19 protein-coding genes are annotated in these 17,098 nt (G+C 60.2%); all 19 read left to right on the forward strand.

The features are described 5' to 3' along the window. Positions 1-62 precede the first annotated feature (62 nt). Positions 63-833 carry a tRNA (cytosine(32)/uridine(32)-2'-O)-methyltransferase TrmJ gene (gene trmJ, locus QLG10_RS18015; protein WP_033042604.1) on the forward strand — a complete coding sequence of 257 codons (771 nt, stop codon included), beginning with the start codon at positions 63-65 and terminating at the stop codon, positions 831-833. Positions 834-835: 2 nt separating this feature from the next. Then, positions 836-1,612, forward strand: coding sequence for a serine O-acetyltransferase (gene cysE / locus QLG10_RS18020; protein ID WP_110747044.1), 777 nt, complete (start codon positions 836-838; stop codon positions 1,610-1,612). 269 nt (positions 1,613-1,881) lie between these two features. Further along, positions 1,882-2,373, forward strand: a complete 492-nt coding sequence (gene iscR, locus QLG10_RS18025; RefSeq protein ID WP_007903581.1) for a Fe-S cluster assembly transcriptional regulator IscR — start codon at positions 1,882-1,884, stop codon at positions 2,371-2,373. Positions 2,374-2,423: 50 nt separating this feature from the next. Continuing rightward, a complete protein-coding gene (locus QLG10_RS18030) occupies positions 2,424-3,638 on the forward strand; it encodes an IscS subfamily cysteine desulfurase (RefSeq protein WP_020795599.1) in 1,215 nt (404 codons plus the stop codon). A 102-nt stretch (positions 3,639-3,740) separates the two neighbouring features. Next, positions 3,741-4,127, forward strand: coding sequence for a Fe-S cluster assembly scaffold IscU (iscU, locus tag QLG10_RS18035; RefSeq protein ID WP_007974006.1), 387 nt, complete (start codon positions 3,741-3,743; stop codon positions 4,125-4,127). A 34-nt stretch (positions 4,128-4,161) separates the two neighbouring features. Then, entirely contained in the window at positions 4,162-4,485 is a 324-nt protein-coding gene (gene iscA / locus QLG10_RS18040) for an iron-sulfur cluster assembly protein IscA (protein ID WP_003227904.1), read from the forward strand. Positions 4,486-4,493: 8 nt separating this feature from the next. Next, on the forward strand, positions 4,494-5,015 hold the full coding sequence (gene hscB, locus QLG10_RS18045; RefSeq protein ID WP_008025499.1) for a co-chaperone HscB: 522 nt from the start codon (positions 4,494-4,496) through the stop codon (positions 5,013-5,015). 51 nt (positions 5,016-5,066) lie between these two features. Next, positions 5,067-6,929 (forward strand): Fe-S protein assembly chaperone HscA, encoded by a 1,863-nt coding sequence (hscA, locus tag QLG10_RS18050; RefSeq protein ID WP_083348284.1) that lies wholly within the window; start codon positions 5,067-5,069, stop codon positions 6,927-6,929. Between the two features lie 2 nt (positions 6,930-6,931). Next, positions 6,932-7,273, forward strand: coding sequence for an ISC system 2Fe-2S type ferredoxin (fdx, locus tag QLG10_RS18055; protein WP_020795601.1), 342 nt, complete (start codon positions 6,932-6,934; stop codon positions 7,271-7,273). A 14-nt stretch (positions 7,274-7,287) separates the two neighbouring features. Next, positions 7,288-7,488, forward strand: coding sequence for a Fe-S cluster assembly protein IscX (gene iscX / locus QLG10_RS18060; RefSeq protein ID WP_168757286.1), 201 nt, complete (start codon positions 7,288-7,290; stop codon positions 7,486-7,488). An 88-nt stretch (positions 7,489-7,576) separates the two neighbouring features. After that, on the forward strand, positions 7,577-8,002 hold the full coding sequence (ndk, locus tag QLG10_RS18065; RefSeq protein ID WP_020795603.1) for a nucleoside-diphosphate kinase: 426 nt from the start codon (positions 7,577-7,579) through the stop codon (positions 8,000-8,002). A 28-nt stretch (positions 8,003-8,030) separates the two neighbouring features. Next, the gene (rlmN, locus tag QLG10_RS18070; RefSeq protein WP_020795604.1) at positions 8,031-9,173 is read left to right on the forward strand and encodes a 23S rRNA (adenine(2503)-C(2))-methyltransferase RlmN; all 1,143 of its coding nucleotides are present in this window, start codon (positions 8,031-8,033) and stop codon (positions 9,171-9,173) included. A gap of 16 nt (positions 9,174-9,189) precedes the next feature. Further along, positions 9,190-9,948: a type IV pilus biogenesis/stability protein PilW gene (pilW, locus tag QLG10_RS18075; RefSeq protein ID WP_248678826.1), complete on the forward strand. Its 759-nt coding sequence runs from the start codon at positions 9,190-9,192 to the stop codon at positions 9,946-9,948. After that, positions 9,948-10,970: a RodZ domain-containing protein gene (locus QLG10_RS18080; RefSeq protein ID WP_188265058.1), complete on the forward strand. Its 1,023-nt coding sequence runs from the start codon at positions 9,948-9,950 to the stop codon at positions 10,968-10,970. Before pilW ends, QLG10_RS18080 begins: the two co-directional genes overlap by 1 nt. A gap of 3 nt (positions 10,971-10,973) precedes the next feature. After that, positions 10,974-12,083, forward strand: a complete 1,110-nt coding sequence (ispG, locus tag QLG10_RS18085) for a flavodoxin-dependent (E)-4-hydroxy-3-methylbut-2-enyl-diphosphate synthase (protein WP_020795607.1) — start codon at positions 10,974-10,976, stop codon at positions 12,081-12,083. Between the two features lie 37 nt (positions 12,084-12,120). After that, on the forward strand, positions 12,121-13,410 hold the full coding sequence (hisS, locus tag QLG10_RS18090) for a histidine--tRNA ligase (protein WP_020795608.1): 1,290 nt from the start codon (positions 12,121-12,123) through the stop codon (positions 13,408-13,410). A 41-nt stretch (positions 13,411-13,451) separates the two neighbouring features. Beyond that, positions 13,452-14,093, forward strand: coding sequence for a tetratricopeptide repeat protein (locus QLG10_RS18095; RefSeq protein WP_110747052.1), 642 nt, complete (start codon positions 13,452-13,454; stop codon positions 14,091-14,093). Beyond that, complete coding sequence (gene bamB, locus QLG10_RS18100; protein ID WP_020795610.1) at positions 14,086-15,237, forward strand: outer membrane protein assembly factor BamB; 1,152 nt, start codon at positions 14,086-14,088, stop codon at positions 15,235-15,237. Before QLG10_RS18095 ends, bamB begins: the two co-directional genes overlap by 8 nt. Positions 15,238-15,486: 249 nt before the next feature. Then, entirely contained in the window at positions 15,487-16,956 is a 1,470-nt protein-coding gene (der, locus tag QLG10_RS18105) for a ribosome biogenesis GTPase Der (RefSeq protein ID WP_110747055.1), read from the forward strand. Positions 16,957-17,098 lie beyond the last annotated feature (142 nt).

A 17,098-nucleotide genomic window follows, 5' to 3' on the forward strand; every position in this document is an offset into this window, starting at 1 on the left:
GGCTTAACGGTAGTGGGCGCTGTAAGATTCTGCTCCCGATAATGTGTTCGAGAGCGCCTCCCTTGCTGCAAAACATTCGTGTCGTCCTGGTCAATACCAGCCATCCGGGCAATATCGGCGGGACCGCGCGCGCCATGAAAAACATGGGGCTGTCGCGCCTGGTGCTGGTCGAACCACGCCTGTTCCCGCACCACGAGGCCGATGCCCGTGCTTCCGGTGCCGGTGACATCCTTGAAAAGGCGCAAGTCGTCGCCACCTTGGAAGATGCCTTGGTCGGCTGCAATCTGGTGCTGGGCACCAGTGCTCGCGACCGGCGCATTCCCTGGCCGCTGCTGGACCCGCGCGAATGCGGGACCAAAGTGGTCGAGGAAGCCGGGCAGGGGGCCGAGATCGCCCTGGTGTTCGGTCGGGAAGATTCCGGCCTGACCAACGAAGAGCTGCAGCGATGTCACTATCACGTGCACATCCCATCAGACCCTGAGTTCAGTTCTCTGAACCTTGGGGCGGCGGTGCAGGTGTTGAGTTATGAAGTGCGCATGGCCTGGCTGGCCGCCCAAGGTCAGCCAACCAAGGTCGAGAAGGAGGAAGTGGCTTCGGTCAAAAGCGCTGAGCTGGCGACCATGGATGAGCTGGAGCGGTTCTATGAGCACCTGGAACAAACCCTGGTGGCCATCGAATTTCTCGACCCGGAAAAGCCACGGCACTTGATGGCGCGCCTGCGCCGGTTGTACGGACGCAGCTCGGTCAGCCGGGCGGAAATGAATATTTTGCGTGGCATCCTCACGGAAACCCAGAAAGCGGCCCGTGGTGAGCTTCTTAAGCGGAAGGATTAATGATGTTTGAGCGTTTGCGTGAAGATATCCAGAGTGTTTTCCATCGAGACCCGGCGGCGCGTAACGCTTTTGAAGTCCTGACCTGCTACCCCGGCATGCATGCCATCTGGATCCACCGTTTGTCGGCGATGCTGTGGCGCGCCGACCTGAAATGGCTGGCGCGGCTGGTGTCGAACTTCGGCCGCTGGCTGACCGGGATCGAGATCCACCCGGGGGCCAAGGTCGGGCGGCGATTCTTCATTGACCATGGCATGGGCATCGTCATTGGTGAAACCGCCGAAATCGGCGATGACGTGACCATCTACCAGGGCGTGACCCTGGGCGGCACCAGTTGGAACAAGGGCAAACGCCACCCGACGCTGGGTGATGGTGTGGTGGTCGGTGCCGGTGCCAAGGTGCTTGGCCCGTTCACTGTGGGGGCGGGTGCCAAAGTCGGCTCCAACGCCGTGGTCACCAAGGAAGTGCCGCCGGGTGCCACGGTGGTGGGCATTCCGGGGCGGATCATCGTCAAGCCGGACCAGGAGCTGGATGCCAAGCGCAAGGCCATGGCCGAGAAAATCGGCTTCGATGCCTACGGCGTGACTGAAGACATGCCGGACCCGGTGGCACGCGCCATCAACCAATTGCTCGACCACCTGCAGGCGGTCGATGGGCGTCTGGAGGGGATGTGCGGGGCGTTGAAGGACCTGGGCAGTAATTACTGTGCCAAGGACCTGCCCGAGCTGCGTGAAGAAGACTTCGCCTGTGTGAAGGACAAGGACCAAAGCCAGGCCGGCTGAATCCCCCCCCCTGTAGGAGCTGCCGCAGGCTGCGATCTTTTGATCTTGTCTTATATAAGCAAAATCAAAGATCGCAGCCTGCGGCAGCTCCTACAGGTCGCATTTAGACAATGGCACCGCGCTAAGCGGTGTGCCATTAAGTCGCAGATCCTGATATGATGCGGCCGCTCTTTTGCGGGTAAACCTGACTAAAGTACTAGGTCTTATAGTTGACTTAAATACTCGGGAATTGCATACTCGCCTCATTCCGAACTCCGTGGTAATTGTCCATGCGACTGACTACAAAAGGCCGATACGCCGTGACCGCCATGCTTGACCTGGCGTTGCACGCGCAGCACGGGCCCGTGTCCCTGGCCGATATCTCCGAGCGCCAAGGCATCTCCCTGTCCTACCTCGAGCAGCTGTTTGCCAAATTGCGCCGTAGCAATCTGGTGTCCAGCGTCCGTGGTCCAGGCGGCGGTTACCAGCTGTCACGCGACATGCAAGGTATCCAGGTCGCCCAGGTGATCGATGCCGTGAACGAATCGGTCGATGCAACCAAATGCCAGGGCCAGGGTGATTGCCATCAAGGCGACACCTGCCTGACCCACCACTTGTGGTGCGATCTGAGCCTGCAGATTCACGAATTTCTGAGCGGTATCAGCTTGGCTGACCTTGTGACTCGCCGTGAGGTGCAAGAAGTAGCCCAGCGTCAGGATCAACGCCGTTGCAACAGCAAGGCGCCACGCCTGGACAAGATTGAAGCGTCCGCCGTCGAATGACAGCCAGAGAGCTAGCGGCACGCCAGCCAGCCTGATTTAGGAGATAGTCCATGAAATTGCCGATTTACCTTGATTACTCTGCGACTACCCCGGTTGATCCGCGTGTCGCGCAAAAGATGAGTGAATGCCTGCTGGTCGACGGAAACTTCGGTAACCCGGCGTCCCGTTCCCACGTGTTTGGCTGGAAGGCCGAAGAGTCCGTCGAAAACGCCCGTCGTCAGGTGGCCGACCTGGTCAACGCCGACCCGCGCGAAATCGTCTGGACCTCCGGTGCCACCGAATCCGACAACCTGGCAATCAAGGGTGCGGCACATTTCTATGCCACCAAAGGCAAGCACCTGATCACCACCAAGATCGAGCACAAGGCTGTCCTGGACACCATGCGCCAACTGGAGCGTGAAGGTTTCGAAGTGACCTACATCGAGCCTCGCACCGACGGCCTGGTCACGCCTGAGATGATCGAGGCCGAACTGCGCGACGACACCATTCTGGTTTCGGTCATGCACGTGAACAACGAAATCGGCACCATCAACGACATCGCGGCCATCGGCGAGCTGACCCGTTCCAAGGGCATCCTGTTCCACGTCGACGCCGCCCAGTCCACTGGCAAGGTCGAGATCGACCTGCAGAAGCTGAAAGTCGACATGATGTCGTTCTCCGCCCACAAGACCTACGGTCCTAAAGGTATCGGCGCGCTGTACGTCAGCCGCAAGCCGCGCGTACGTATCGAAGCGACCATGCACGGCGGCGGTCACGAGCGCGGCATGCGTTCGGGCACCCTGGCGACCCACCAGATCGTCGGCATGGGCGAAGCTTTCCGGGTAGCCAAGGAAGACATGGCTGCCGAGAACGTGCGCATCAAGGCCTTGAGCGACCGTTTCTACAAGCAGGTCGAGCACCTGGAAGAGCTGTACGTCAACGGCAGCATGACCGCCCGCGTCCCGCACAACCTGAACCTGAGCTTCAACTACGTTGAAGGCGAGTCGCTGATCATGGCGCTCAAGGACCTGGCGGTTTCGTCCGGTTCGGCCTGCACCTCGGCGTCCCTGGAGCCTTCGTACGTACTGCGCGCCCTGGGCCGCAACGACGAACTGGCACACAGCTCGATCCGCTTCACCTTCGGCCGTTTCACCACCGAAGAAGAAATCGATTATGCCGCGCAGAAAGTCTGCGAGGCCGTTACCAAGCTGCGCGCTTTGTCGCCGCTGTGGGACATGTACAAAGACGGCGTCGATATCTCGAAGATCGAGTGGGCGGCACACTAAATAAAGAAGCCGCCAGATACAGCTCCTGTAGCGACGCGGCGACTGACGCAAGCGCAGCTACAGGGTCTCAAGAGCGGCCCTGATGAGTGAGGATTGAGAATCATGGCTTACAGCGAAAAGGTCATCGACCACTACGAAAACCCGCGCAACGTCGGCAAGATGGACGCGGAAGATCCTGATGTCGGCACCGGCATGGTCGGCGCTCCGGCGTGCGGCGACGTGATGCGCCTGCAGATCAAGGTCAACGACGCCGGCATCATCGAAGATGCCAAGTTCAAGACCTACGGCTGCGGTTCGGCTATCGCTTCCAGCTCCCTCGCCACCGAGTGGATGAAGGGCAAGACCCTGGACGAAGCGGAAACCATCAAGAACACCCAGCTGGCTGAAGAGCTGGCCCTGCCGCCAGTCAAAATTCACTGCTCGGTACTCGCCGAAGACGCCATCAAGGCGGCCGTTCGCGATTACAAGCAGAAGAAAGGCTTGATCTGACTTTCAGTTTTTGGCGACGAGTAAGGAGTCACCGATGGCTATCAGCATGACAGAAGCGGCTGCTCGACACGTGCGACGCTCCCTTGACGGGCGCGGCAAAGGTGAGGGGATTCGCCTGGGTGTTCGCACCACGGGCTGCTCCGGCCTTGCCTACGTGCTGGAGTTTGTCGACGAGGTGGTTGCAGAGGACCAGGTGTTCGAGAGTCACGGCGAGAAAGTGATCATCGACCCGAAAAGCCTGGCCTACCTGGACGGCACCGAGCTCGATTTCGTCAAGGAAGGGTTGAACGAAGGCTTCAAGTTCAACAACCCCAACGTGCGCGGTGAATGTGGCTGCGGCGAAAGCTTCAACATCTGAGGCTTGTCGTGGGTACTCCTTGTCATTTCGCTTTATTCGAGCTGCAACCGAGCTTCAACCTGGATCTCGACCAGCTGGCTACGCGCTACCGAGAGTTGGCGCGCAGTGTTCATCCAGACCGCTTTGCCGACGCTTCCGAGCGGGAGCAGCGGCTGGCGCTAGAGCAATCCGCGAGCCTCAACGAGGCCTACCAGACGCTCAAGAGTCCACCCAAGCGCGCGCGTTACCTGCTCGCCTTGAATGGTGGCGAGCTGCCGCTGGAGGTCACGGTGCATGATCCGGAGTTTCTTCTGCAACAGATGGAGTTGCGCGAAGAGCTCGAAGACCTGCAGGACAGCGCCGACCTCAATGGCGTTGCCGTCTTCAAGCGCCGCCTGAAAGTGGCTCAGGAAAAACTGAACGACAGTTTCGCAGCTTGCTGGAATGATGCAGCGCAACGTGAACAGGCCGAACGCCTGATGCGGCGCATGCAGTTCCTCGACAAGCTGACCTACGAAGTGCGCCAGCTGGAAGAGCGCCTCGACGATTAACCCAGTGCCGCTCCGGTCGCACGCCTGATATACAGATAAGTCCTGATAACGATGGCCCTACTGCAGATCGCCGAACCCGGCCAAAGTCCTCAACCGCACCAGCGTCGCCTGGCTGTGGGGATCGACTTGGGCACTACCAATTCGCTGGTCGCTGCGTTGCGCAGTGGTCTTTCCGAGCCGCTGGCTGATGCGCAAGGGCAGGTCATCCTGCCGTCTGCCGTGCGCTATCACGCCGATCGCGTCGAGGTTGGCGAATCCGCCAAGCTGGCTGCCGCCACCGATCCCTTGAACACCGTGCTGTCGGTCAAGCGCTTGATGGGTCGTGGTCTGTCCGACGTCAAGCAATTGGGTGATCAGTTGCCGTACCGCTTTGTCGGTGGCGAGTCGCACATGCCGTTCATCGAGACGATCCAGGGGCCGAAAAGCCCGGTCGAAGTCTCGGCGGACATCCTCAAGGTCTTGCGCCAGCGTGCCGAAGCCACTTTGGGCGGCGAGCTGGTAGGTGCGGTCATCACTGTTCCTGCCTATTTCGACGATGCCCAGCGTCAAGCCACCAAGGATGCGGCCAAACTGGCTGGCCTGAATGTGCTGCGTTTGCTCAACGAGCCGACCGCTGCGGCAGTGGCTTACGGTCTGGACCAGCACGCCGAAGGCCTGGTTGCCATCTATGACCTGGGCGGCGGCACCTTCGATATTTCGATTCTGCGCCTGACCGGCGGTGTGTTCGAAGTCCTGGCTACCGGCGGCGACAGCGCCCTGGGCGGTGATGACTTCGACCACGCAATTGCTGGCTGGATCATCGAGAGCGCCGGTCTGTCCGCCAATCTCGATCCGGGTGCGCAGCGTCAGCTGCTGCAAACGGCTTGCGCCGCCAAGGAAGCCCTGACCAACGCCTCGTCGGTCGAAGTGACTCATGGCGACTGGAAAGCCGAGCTGACCCGCGAAGCCTTCGATGCCTTGATCGAGCCGATGGTCGCGCGCAGCCTGAAAGCCTGTCGCCGCGCGGTGCGTGATTCCGGTGTAGAGCTGGAAGACGTGCATGCGGTGGTCATGGTTGGCGGCTCGACTCGCGTGCCTCGCGTCCGCGAAGCCGTCGCCGAAGCCTTCGGTCGCCAGCCATTGACTGAAATCGACCCGGATCAAGTGGTGGCCATCGGTGCCGCGATCCAGGCCGATACCCTGGCTGGCAACAAGCGCGATGGCGATGAATTGCTGCTGCTGGACGTGATTCCGTTGTCCCTGGGCCTGGAAACCATGGGCGGCCTGATGGAGAAGGTGATTCCACGCAACACCACCATCCCCGTCGCTCGGGCGCAGGACTTCACGACTTACAAAGATGGCCAGTCGGCCATGGCGATCCACGTGTTGCAGGGCGAGCGCGAGCTGATCAGTGATTGCCGCTCCCTGGCGCGCTTCGAATTGCGCGGTATTCCGGCGATGGTGGCCGGCGCGGCGAAGATTCGCGTGACCTTCCAGGTCGATGCCGATGGCTTGCTCAGTGTTTCCGCTCGCGAACTGGGTTCAGGCGTCGAGGCCAGCATCCAGGTCAAGCCGTCCTACGGCCTGACCGACGGCGAAATCGCCAAGATGCTCAAGGATTCGTTCCAGCACGCCAACGACGACAAGGTTGCCCGCGTTCTGCGTGAGCAGCAGGTCGATGCCCAGCGCCTGATCGAAGCGGTACAGGCCGCCCTGGAAGCTGACGGCGAGCGCTTGCTGGACGCCGACGAGCGCATGGTCATCGAACTGCAAGTGCAGGAACTGACCGAACTGATGAAAGGTACCGATGGCTACGCCATCGAGCAGCAGACCAAGCGTCTGTCGCAAGTGACCGACGCCTTTGCTGCCCGCCGCCTGGACTCGACGGTGAAAGCCGCGCTGGCGGGGCGCAACCTGAATGAGATTGAGGAATAACGATGCCGCAGGTCATTTTTCTGCCACACGAAAAGTTTTGCCCTGAAGGCATGGTCGTCGAGGCTGAGCCGGGTATTTCCATCCTCGAGCTGGCTCACGAACACCATATCGAGATGGAAAGTGCCTGTGGCGGCGTCTGCGCCTGCACCACCTGCCACTGCATCATCCGCGAGGGTTTCGATTCGCTGGAAGAGGCTGATGAGCTGGAGGAGGACTACCTCGACAAGGCTTGGGGGCTGGAGCGTGAGTCGCGCCTGGGCTGTCAGGCCAAGGTCGGCACCGAAGACCTGACTGTCGAAATTCCGAAATACTCGCTCAACCACGCAGCCGAAGCGCCGCACTGATTCAAGGAACTGTCATGAGTCTCAAGTGGACTGATGTGCTGGAAATCGCGATCCAGCTGGCTGAAAGCAAGCCTGAAGTGGACCCTATGTCGGTCAACTTCGTCGATCTGCGTAAATGGGTGATGGAATTGCCCGAATTCGACGACAAGCCTGAGCATTGTGGCGAAAAGATCCTGGAGGCCATTCAGGCCCACTGGATCGAAGAACGCGACTGAGCCACGCAGCAGGTTAGGCAATACCCAAGAACCCGCGTATAATTCGCGGGTTTAATTTTTCGCAAATTACCGTTTCTGGAGTTACACCATGGCTGTTCAACGTACTTTCTCCATCATCAAGCCTGACGCCGTTGCTAAAAACGTGATCGGCAAGATCGTTTCCCGTTTCGAAGACGCTGGCCTGCGCGTTGTAGCTTCGAAAATGAAGCAACTGTCCAAAGCCGAAGCCGAAGGCTTCTACGCTGAGCACAGCGAGCGCGGTTTCTTCGGTGACCTGGTAGCGTTCATGACCTCCGGTCCGGTTGTTGTCCAGGTTCTGGAAGGCGAAAACGCCATCGCTCGCAACCGTGAGCTGATGGGCGCTACCAACCCTAAAGAAGCTGCTGCCGGCACCATCCGTGCTGACTTCGCTGAATCGATCGACGCCAACGCCGTACACGGTTCGGACTCCGAAGCCGCTGCCGCTCGCGAAATCGCATACTTCTTCGCAGCTACTGAAGTAACCACTCGCTAAGCATTGGCTTAAGAGTGAAGGTGAATCCATGACTACATCGACTGTAAAAACCAACCTGCTGGGTCTGACTCAACAGGAAATGGAAAAATTCTTCGACTCAATCGGGGAGAAGCGTTTCCGTGCCGGTCAGGTAATGAAATGGATTCACCACTTTGGCGTCGATGATTTCGACGCCATGACGAACGTCAGCAAGGCCCTGCGCGAGAAGCTCAAGGCCGTTGCTGAAGTTCGCGGTCCGGAAGTGGTCAGCGAGGACATCTCCAGCGACGGCACCCGCAAGTGGGTGGTGCGCGTGGCGTCCGGCAGCTGCGTCGAGACCGTGTACATTCCCCAGGGCAAACGCGGCACCTTGTGCGTTTCGTCCCAGGCAGGCTGTGCCCTGGATTGCAGTTTCTGCTCCACCGGCAAGCAAGGCTTCAATAGCAACCTCACCGCCGCCGAAGTCATCGGCCAGGTGTGGATTGCCAACAAATCCTTTGGCAGCGTCCCGGCAACCGTCGACCGTGCCATCACCAACGTGGTGATGATGGGCATGGGTGAGCCGCTGCTGAACTTCGACAACGTCATCGCGGCCATGCACCTGATGATGGACGATCTGGGCTACGGCATTTCCAAGCGCCGCGTGACCCTGTCGACCTCCGGCGTGGTGCCGATGATCGATGAGCTGTCCAAGCACATCGACGTCTCCCTGGCGTTGTCACTGCACGCACCGAATGACGCATTGCGTAACCAATTGGTGCCGATCAACAAGAAGTATCCGCTTAAGATGCTTCTCGAGTCGTGCCAGCGCTACATGTCGTCCCTGGGCGAAAAGCGCGTGCTGACCATCGAGTACACCTTGCTCAAGGACGTGAACGACAAGGTCGAGCACGCCGTTGAAATGATCGAGCTGCTCAAGAACATCCCGTGCAAGATCAACCTGATCCCGTTCAACCCGTTCCCGCACTCCGGTTACGAGCGGCCTAGCAACAATGCCATTCGTCGGTTCCAGGATCAGCTTCATCATGCCGGTTTCAACGTCACTGTCCGCACCACCCGTGGTGAAGACATCGACGCGGCCTGTGGTCAATTGGTAGGGCAGGTGCTGGATCGCACCCGTCGCAGCGAACGTTATATCGCCGTGCGTGAACTGAGCGCCGACAACGATATGGCGTCGAACGCTGCGAAGTAATCAAGAGAGGATCTCCATGTCCCTGCGCTTTGCGCTGCTTTTGCTAATGGCCAGCCTGTGCGCTGGCTGTGTGCTTTCGGGCGACTACAACCCGATGAAGACCAGCAAAGGCCGTGGCGAGGCGCGTGAGGCGTATGTGCAGCTGGGCATCGGTTATTTGCAACAAGGCATGACCGAGCGCGCAAAAGTGCCCCTGAAGAAGGCGCTGGAGCTGGACGCCGCAGACCCGGACGCCAATGCTGCGCTGGGGTTGGTGTTCCAGGCCGAAATGGAGCCGGAACTGGCTGACCAGCATTTTCGCACGGCGCTGTCTTCCCGTCCCGCCGATGCGCGAATCCTCAACAACTACGGCAGCTTTCTCTACGAGCAGAAACGTTACAAGGAAGCCTACGAGCGTTTCGAACAGGCCGCCGCCGATACCCTGTATCCTGAGCGTTCGCGCGTGTTCGAGAACCTGGGCATGACGGCTTCGATGCTCGGCCAGCGCGAGTTGGCCCAGCAGCAACTGGAAAAAGCCCTGCGTTTGAATCGACAACAGCCTCGGGCATTGCTGGAAATGGCTGAGTTGTCTTACGAAGACAGGCATTATGTGCCCGCGCGTGACTTTTACGACCGTTTTAGCCTGCTTGCCGAGCAAAATGCACGTAGTCTATTGCTCGGCATTCGCCTGGCAAAAGTGTTTGATGATCGCGACAAGGCCGCCAGTGCGGGCCTGCAATTAAAACGACTTTATCCCGGTACATCGGAATATCAGCAATACCTGTCGGAGCAATGATGAAAGCGGCGCATCCCGAAGTTGTAGCAGCGAATCGCGTTAACCCCGGTGAGACCTTGCGCCAGGCCCGCGAAAGCAATGGCTGGTCGCTGGCCGAAGTGGCCCTTAAGCTCAACCTTACCGTCAATTCCCTGAGCAATCTGGAAGCCGGCGATTTCGACAAGCTGCCAGGGCATACCTTCGCCCGCGGCTATATCCGCGCCTATGCCAAATTGCTCGGCATGGACCAGGCCGTCCTGGTCCAGCAGTTCGACCAATCCACCGGTACCGACTCCAAGGGCAGCAGCGTTCACAGCCTGGGCCGTATCGAAGAGCCAGTGCGCGTGTCCCACACCATCCTGCGCATTGTCAGCCTGTTGTTGCTGGTGGCTGTGGTAGGTGGTGGTTTTGTCTGGTGGCAGGACCAGACCTCGCTGCGCACCAAGGACCTGATCAGCCTTGCCCCGGAACACGTGGAAGTCGAAGGTGCCGACGGCACCACCCAGATTCATCCGCTGGATGAGCCGGAAGACCAGGCGGTGGCCGAGGGTGAGGCGCAAAACGCAACAGCCCTGGCATTGCCCCAGGCCGACTCCGCGACCCCGGCTCCGGCTGAAACACCAGCGCCGGCCCCCGTTGCACCGACCGCCGCCGCACCGACCGCCGCCACGCCTGTGACGCCAGCCCCGGCTGTTCCTGCAGCTCCAGCTGTTGCAGCGCCGACGGTGACTGCACCGGTTGCTCCAAGTGTTGCAGCGCCAACCGCTGCGGCACCGGCGCCAGCAGCGCCTGCTGTGGCAGGTCAGGGCCAGGTCCAACTGCAGTTCACCGCCGACTGCTGGACCCAGGTGACCGATGGCAACGGCAAGGTGCTGTTGAGCGGCCTGAAGCGTAAAGGCGAAAGCGTTTCCCTCAATGGCAAGCCGCCGTTTTCCGTACGCCTGGGTTATGCCCGCGGCGCGCAGGTCAGCTACAACGGTCAGGCGGTCAATGTCGCTCCGTTCACCAGTGGCGAGACTGCTCGCCTGAAGTTGGGTCAATAAGTCATGCACGGCGAATCTCCAATCAAACGTCGCGAATCGCGCAAGATCTGGGTCGGTAATGTACCTGTTGGCGGCGATGCGCCCATCGCTGTGCAAAGCATGACCAACAGCGACACCAACGACGTCGCTGCGACCGTTGCGCAAATCAATCGCCTGGAAGCCGCGGGTGTCGATATCGTGCGGGTGTCCGTGCCGGACATGGACGCCGCCGAGGCCTTCGGCAAGATCAAGCAACTGGTCAAGGTGCCCTTGGTCGCCGACATTCACTTCGACTACCGCATCGCCTTGCGCGTGGCCGAACTTGGCGTTGACTGCCTGCGCATCAACCCGGGCAACATCGGTCGCGAAGACCGCGTGCGCGCGGTGGTCGATGCCGCTCGCGATCGTGGCATTCCGATCCGTATCGGGGTGAACGCCGGCTCCCTGGAAAAAGACCTGCAGAAAAAATACGGCGAGCCGACGCCTGCCGCGCTGGTTGAATCGGCGTTGCGCCACGTCGAACACCTTGAGCGCCTGAACTTCCAGGACTTCAAGGTCAGCGTGAAAGCCTCCGACGTGTTCATGGCCGTCGAAGCCTACCGCTTGCTGGCCAAGGAAATCGTCCAGCCGCTGCACCTGGGGATTACCGAAGCCGGTGGTTTGCGTTCAGGCACGGTGAAATCTGCCGTGGGCCTCGGTATGCTGCTCGCCGAAGGGATTGGCGATACCATTCGCATCTCGTTGGCGGCTGATCCGGTCGAGGAAGTGAAAGTCGGCTACGACATTCTCAAGTCCCTGCATCTGCGTTCCCGTGGCATCAACTTCATCGCCTGCCCGAGTTGCTCGCGGCAGAACTTCGATGTGGTCAAGACCATGAACGAGCTGGAAGGGCGCCTCGAAGACCTGCTGGTACCGCTGGACGTCGCGGTCATCGGTTGCGTGGTCAACGGGCCGGGCGAAGCCAAGGAAGCCCATATCGGCTTGACCGGCGGCACGCCAAACCTGATTTACATCGACGGCAAGCCGTCGCAGAAACTGACGAATGACAATCTGGTGGACGAGCTGGAACGCTTGATCCGCGAGAAAGCGGCCGAGAAGGTCGAAGCTGACGCTGCAGTCATTGCGCGCGGCTGAGCCCGATCGAAGCGCCGAACGAATTTAAGGATTTAATGTGAGCAAGTCTCTGCAAGCCATTCGTGGCATGAACGACATCCTGCCCGAACAGACCCCCCTGTGGCGTCATTTCGAAGGCACCGTTTCGCGCCTGCTGGATAACTACGGTTACAAGCAGATCCGCATGCCGATCGTCGAGTTCACCGAGCTGTTCAAGCGCTCCATCGGTGAAGTGACCGACATCGTCGAAAAAGAGATGTACACCTTCGACGACCGTAACGGCGACTCCCTGACCCTGCGTCCCGAAGGCACGGCAGCCTGCGTGCGCGCGGTGCTCGAGCACGGCATCACCGGCGGTGGCCAGGTGCAGAAGCTTTGGTACATCGGTCCGATGTTCCGCCACGAGCGCCCACAGAAAGGCCGCTATCGCCAGTTCCACCAGATCGGTGTCGAGGTGTTCAACCTCGACGGTCCGGACATCGACGCCGAACTGATCGTGCTGACCTGGCGCCTGTGGGGCGAGCTGGGCATCCGCGATGCGGTCAAGCTCGAACTCAACAGCCTGGGCACCAGCGAGTCCCGTGGCCGCTATCGCGAAGCGCTGGTCGAGTTCCTGTCCGGTCACCTGGACAAGCTGGACGAAGACAGCCAGCGCCGCCTGAAAACCAACCCGCTGCGGGTCCTGGACACCAAGAATGCCGATACACAGGCGATTCTGGTCGATGCGCCGAAAATGGCCGACTACCTCGACGAAGAATCCCGGGTGCACTTCGAGGGCCTCAAGGCTCGCCTGGATGCCGCCGGTATTCCCTATGTGATCAACCCGAAGCTGGTTCGCGGGCTGGACTACTACAGCAAGACCGTTTTCGAATGGGTCACCGACAAACTTGGCGCCCAGGGCACCGTGTGTGCCGGTGGTCGTTACGACGGCCTGGTCGAGCAGATGGGCGGCAAGCCTACTGCCGGCGTCGGTTTCGCCATGGGTATCGAGCGCCTGGTATTGCTGCTCGAAACCCTGGAGCAAATCCCGGAAGAAATCTCCCGTCAGGTCGACGTCTACCTCTGTGCCTTCGGTGAAGCCGCCGAGCTGGCAGGCCTGGCCCTGGCCGAGCGCGTGCGCGACCAGTTGCCCAACCTGCGCCTGCAAGTCAATGCCGGCGCTGGCAGCTTCAAGAGCCAGTTCAAGAAGGCCGACAAGAGCGGTGCGCTGTTCGCACTGATCCTCGGCGACGACGAGATGGCCCAGCAAGTGGTAGGTTTCAAACCCCTGCGTGGCCAGGGCGAACAACAAAGCATTGCCTGGGATGCGCTTGCTGCACACCTGGCCACCTGCGTCGTGCAGGGTTGAAGCTGTCATAACAGCCGAATTAGCGATTAAGGAGTATTGGGGTGTCGAGTACCGAAGACGAACAGCTGGCGGATTTTAAGGAATGGTGGTCACGCAACGGCAAGCCCCTGGTGACTGGCGGCCTGTTGGCGCTGGTCATCGTGTTCGGTTGGCAGGCGTTCCAGAAGTATCAGAGCAACCAGTCGCAAGGCGCCTCGATGCTCTATCAGCAATTGCTCGAAACCACGCTGACGCCTGACGGCAAGCCGGATGCGGCGCGTGTCTCGGACCTGGCCGGCAAGCTCAACAGCGAGTTCGGCGGCAGCGCCTATGCGCAATACGGCAGCCTGTTCGTGGCGAAAGTCGCGGTCGACAGTGGCAAGCTCGATGACGCAGCCAACGAGCTCAAGGCCATCGTCGCCAAGCCGGCCAACCCGGCCTTGGGCGAAATCGCCCGTCAGCGCCTGGCGCAGGTGCTGGCCGCGCAGGACAAGGTCGATGAAGCCCTGAAGCTGCTGGAAGGCGATGCCGACAAGGCCTTCCTGGCCACTCGTGAAGAACTCAAGGGCGACCTGCTGGTGCAGTTGGGTCGTACCGACGAAGCGCACGCGGCGTATCAAAAAGCCAAGGCGGCACTGTCGGATGAAGCGGCGGTCGGTGGCCTGCAAATCAAGCTGGACGACCTGGCCAAAGGGGATGCGTGACGTGATTCGTTGGAAGCATGCAGCATTGCTGGCCCTGGCCATTTTGGCCGCGGGTTGCAGCAGCAACAGCAAGAAAGAATTGCCACCGGCCGAATTGACCGACTTCAAGGAAGAAGTGGTCCTGCAGAAGCAGTGGAGTCGTTCGATCGGTGACGGTCAGGGCGAAACCTACAACATGCTGGTTCCGGCCATCGATGGCGATACCATCTATGCCGCCGATGTCACCGGTGTGGTGATGGCGCTGGATCGCAGCAACGGCGACGTCAAATGGAAAAAAGATCTCGAACTGCCTGTTTCCGGCGCTGTTGGCGTGGGTTACGGTCTGCTGACGGTGGGTACGATCAAGGGTGAAATCGTTGCCCTGGACGCCATCAACGGCGAAGAGAAATGGCGCGCGCGCGTGTCCAGTGAAGTCCTCGCACCCCCGGCCAACAATGGCGATGTGGTCGTGGTCCAGACCCAGGACGACCGTTTGATCGGTCTGGATGCCGCCACCGGCAACCAGCGCTGGCTGTATGACAGCACGCCTGCGGTACTGACCCTGCGCGGTACCAGCGCACCGATCGTCACCAACCGCCTCGCGGTGGCTGGCTTTTCGACCGGAAAAGTGGTCGCGCTCGACATTTCCAACGGCGTGCCGGTGTGGGAACAGCGTGTAGCGATCCCGCAAGGTCGTTCGGAACTGGAGCGTGTTGTCGACATCGACGGCGGCTTGCTGTTGTCCGGTGAGACGATTTATGTCGCCAGCTACCAGGGTCGCGTTGCGGCACTGGACCTGCAAAGCGGTCGGCAGCTCTGGCAGCGTGATGCTTCCAGCTATGCCGGTGTCGCCCAGGGTTTTGGCAGCGTCTATGTGAGCCTGTCTTCGGGCACGGTTGAAGGCGTCGACGAGCGTTCCACCACAGCCTTGTGGAGCAACGATTCGCTGGCTCGCCGCCAACTGTCGGCTCCGGAAGTGTTCTCCAGTTATGTTGCAGTCGGTGACCTGGAAGGTTACCTGCACCTGTTGAGTCAGGTGGACGGTCGATTCGTCGGCCGTGAGCGCATCGACAGCGACGGCCTGCGTGCCCGTCCGCTGGTGGTGGGTGACACGATTTATGTATATGGCAACAGCGGCAAACTGGAAGCCCTGACCATTAAGTAAGAACTATGCTTGGGGTTAACCACCCCTGGCTGCTTCACTTGCGGGTATGAATGTGGGAGCGAGCCTGCTCGCGATGGACGTTAACGATGACGTTGGCGACCTGAATAAACGCGGTGCTCCGGCGTTTTTCGTCGGGCCGCCTGGAGCAGGCTCGCTCCCACAGACAAGCGCACAGTGTTGCCCCGAGCACCAGCCGCTGCCCTCGCAGCGGCTTTTGTATTTTCTGAAATAAACGAAGTGGAGAGCCGCATGGTTCCCGTAATCGCCCTGGTGGGCCGACCGAACGTCGGCAAGTCCACCTTGTTCAACCGCCTGACCAGGACTCGCGACGCTATCGTCGGCGACTTGTCCGGTCTGACCCGTGATCGCCAGTACGGTGAGGCCAAGTGGCAAGGGCGTTCCTACATTCTGGTCGACACCGGCGGTATCTCCGGTGACGAGCATGGTATGGACGAAAAAATGGCCGAGCAGTCGCTGCTGGCCATTGAAGAAGCGGATGTCGTTCTATTCCTGGTAGATGCCAAGGCCGGTTTCACCGCCGCCGACCAGATGATCGCCGAGCATTTGCGCAAACGTAACAAGCGTTCCCACGTGGTCGCCAACAAGGTCGACAACATCGACCCGGAAATGGCCCGCGCCGAATTCGCCCCACTGGGTATGGGCCACGCGATCCCGATCGCCGGTGCTCACGGCCGAGGCATCACCCAGCTGCTGGAAATCGCCTTGGGCGACTTCCCGAAAGACGAAGACGAGCCGGAAGAAGGCGAGGAAGAGGACGTTGCCGAAGGCGAGGAAGCCAAGCGCATTCCTGGCCCGAGCGAAAAAGACGGGATCAAGATCGCGATCATCGGTCGCCCGAACGTCGGCAAGTCGACCCTGGTCAACCGCATGCTCGGTGAAGACCGGGTGATCGTCTATGACCAACCCGGCACCACCCGCGACAGTATCTACATCCCGTTCGAACGTAACGACGAGAAGTACACGCTGATCGACACCGCCGGTGTGCGCAAGCGCGGCAAGATCCACGAAGAAGTCGAAAAGTTCTCCGTGGTCAAAACCCTGCAAGCGATCAAAGACGCCAACGTGGTGATCTTCGTGATGGACGCCCGCGAAGGCGTGGTGGACCACGACCTCAACCTGCTGGGCTTCGCCATCGAGTCGGGTCGTGCGCTGGTCATCGCGATCAACAAGTGGGACGGCATGACGCCGAGCGAGCGCGACTTCGTGAAGGTCGAGTTGCAGCGTCGACTGTTCTTCGTTGACTACGCCGACATCCACTTCATCTCGGCGCTGCACGGCACCGGTGTGGGCAACCTCTACGCCTCGGTGCAGAACTCGTTCAAGTCCGCGGTCACCCGCTGGCCGACCAACCGCCTGACCCAGATCCTGGAAGACGCAGTTGGCGAACACGCACCGCCGATGGTCAACAACCGCCGGATCAAGCTGCGTTACGCTCACCTGGGTGGTGCGAACCCGCCGATCATCGTGATCCACGGTAACCAGATCGAGAAGGTGCCGAAGTCCTACGTGCGTTACCTGGAAAATACTTACCGCCGTGTCTTGAAGCTGGTCGGTACGCCGATCCGCATCGAGTTCAAAGGCGGCGAGAACCCGTACGAAGGCAACAAGAACTCGCTTACCGACCGCCAGGTCAACAAGAAGCGTCGCTTGATGTCGCACCACAAGAAAGCCGACAAGAAGCGCCGCGACAAGCGCTGATCTAAGGCTTGCCTCACTCATGTGGGAGCGAGCCTGCTCGCGAATGCAATCTGTCAGTCAACGTTTATCGCGACTGACACACCGCCTTCGCGAGCAGGCTCGCTCCCACAGGGTAGGACGAGAAGAAGGGCGCTTTTGGCGC

Source organism: Pseudomonas sp. V98_8 (assembly GCF_029967975.1).
GTDB classification, from domain to species: domain Bacteria; phylum Pseudomonadota; class Gammaproteobacteria; order Pseudomonadales; family Pseudomonadaceae; genus Aquipseudomonas; species Aquipseudomonas umsongensis.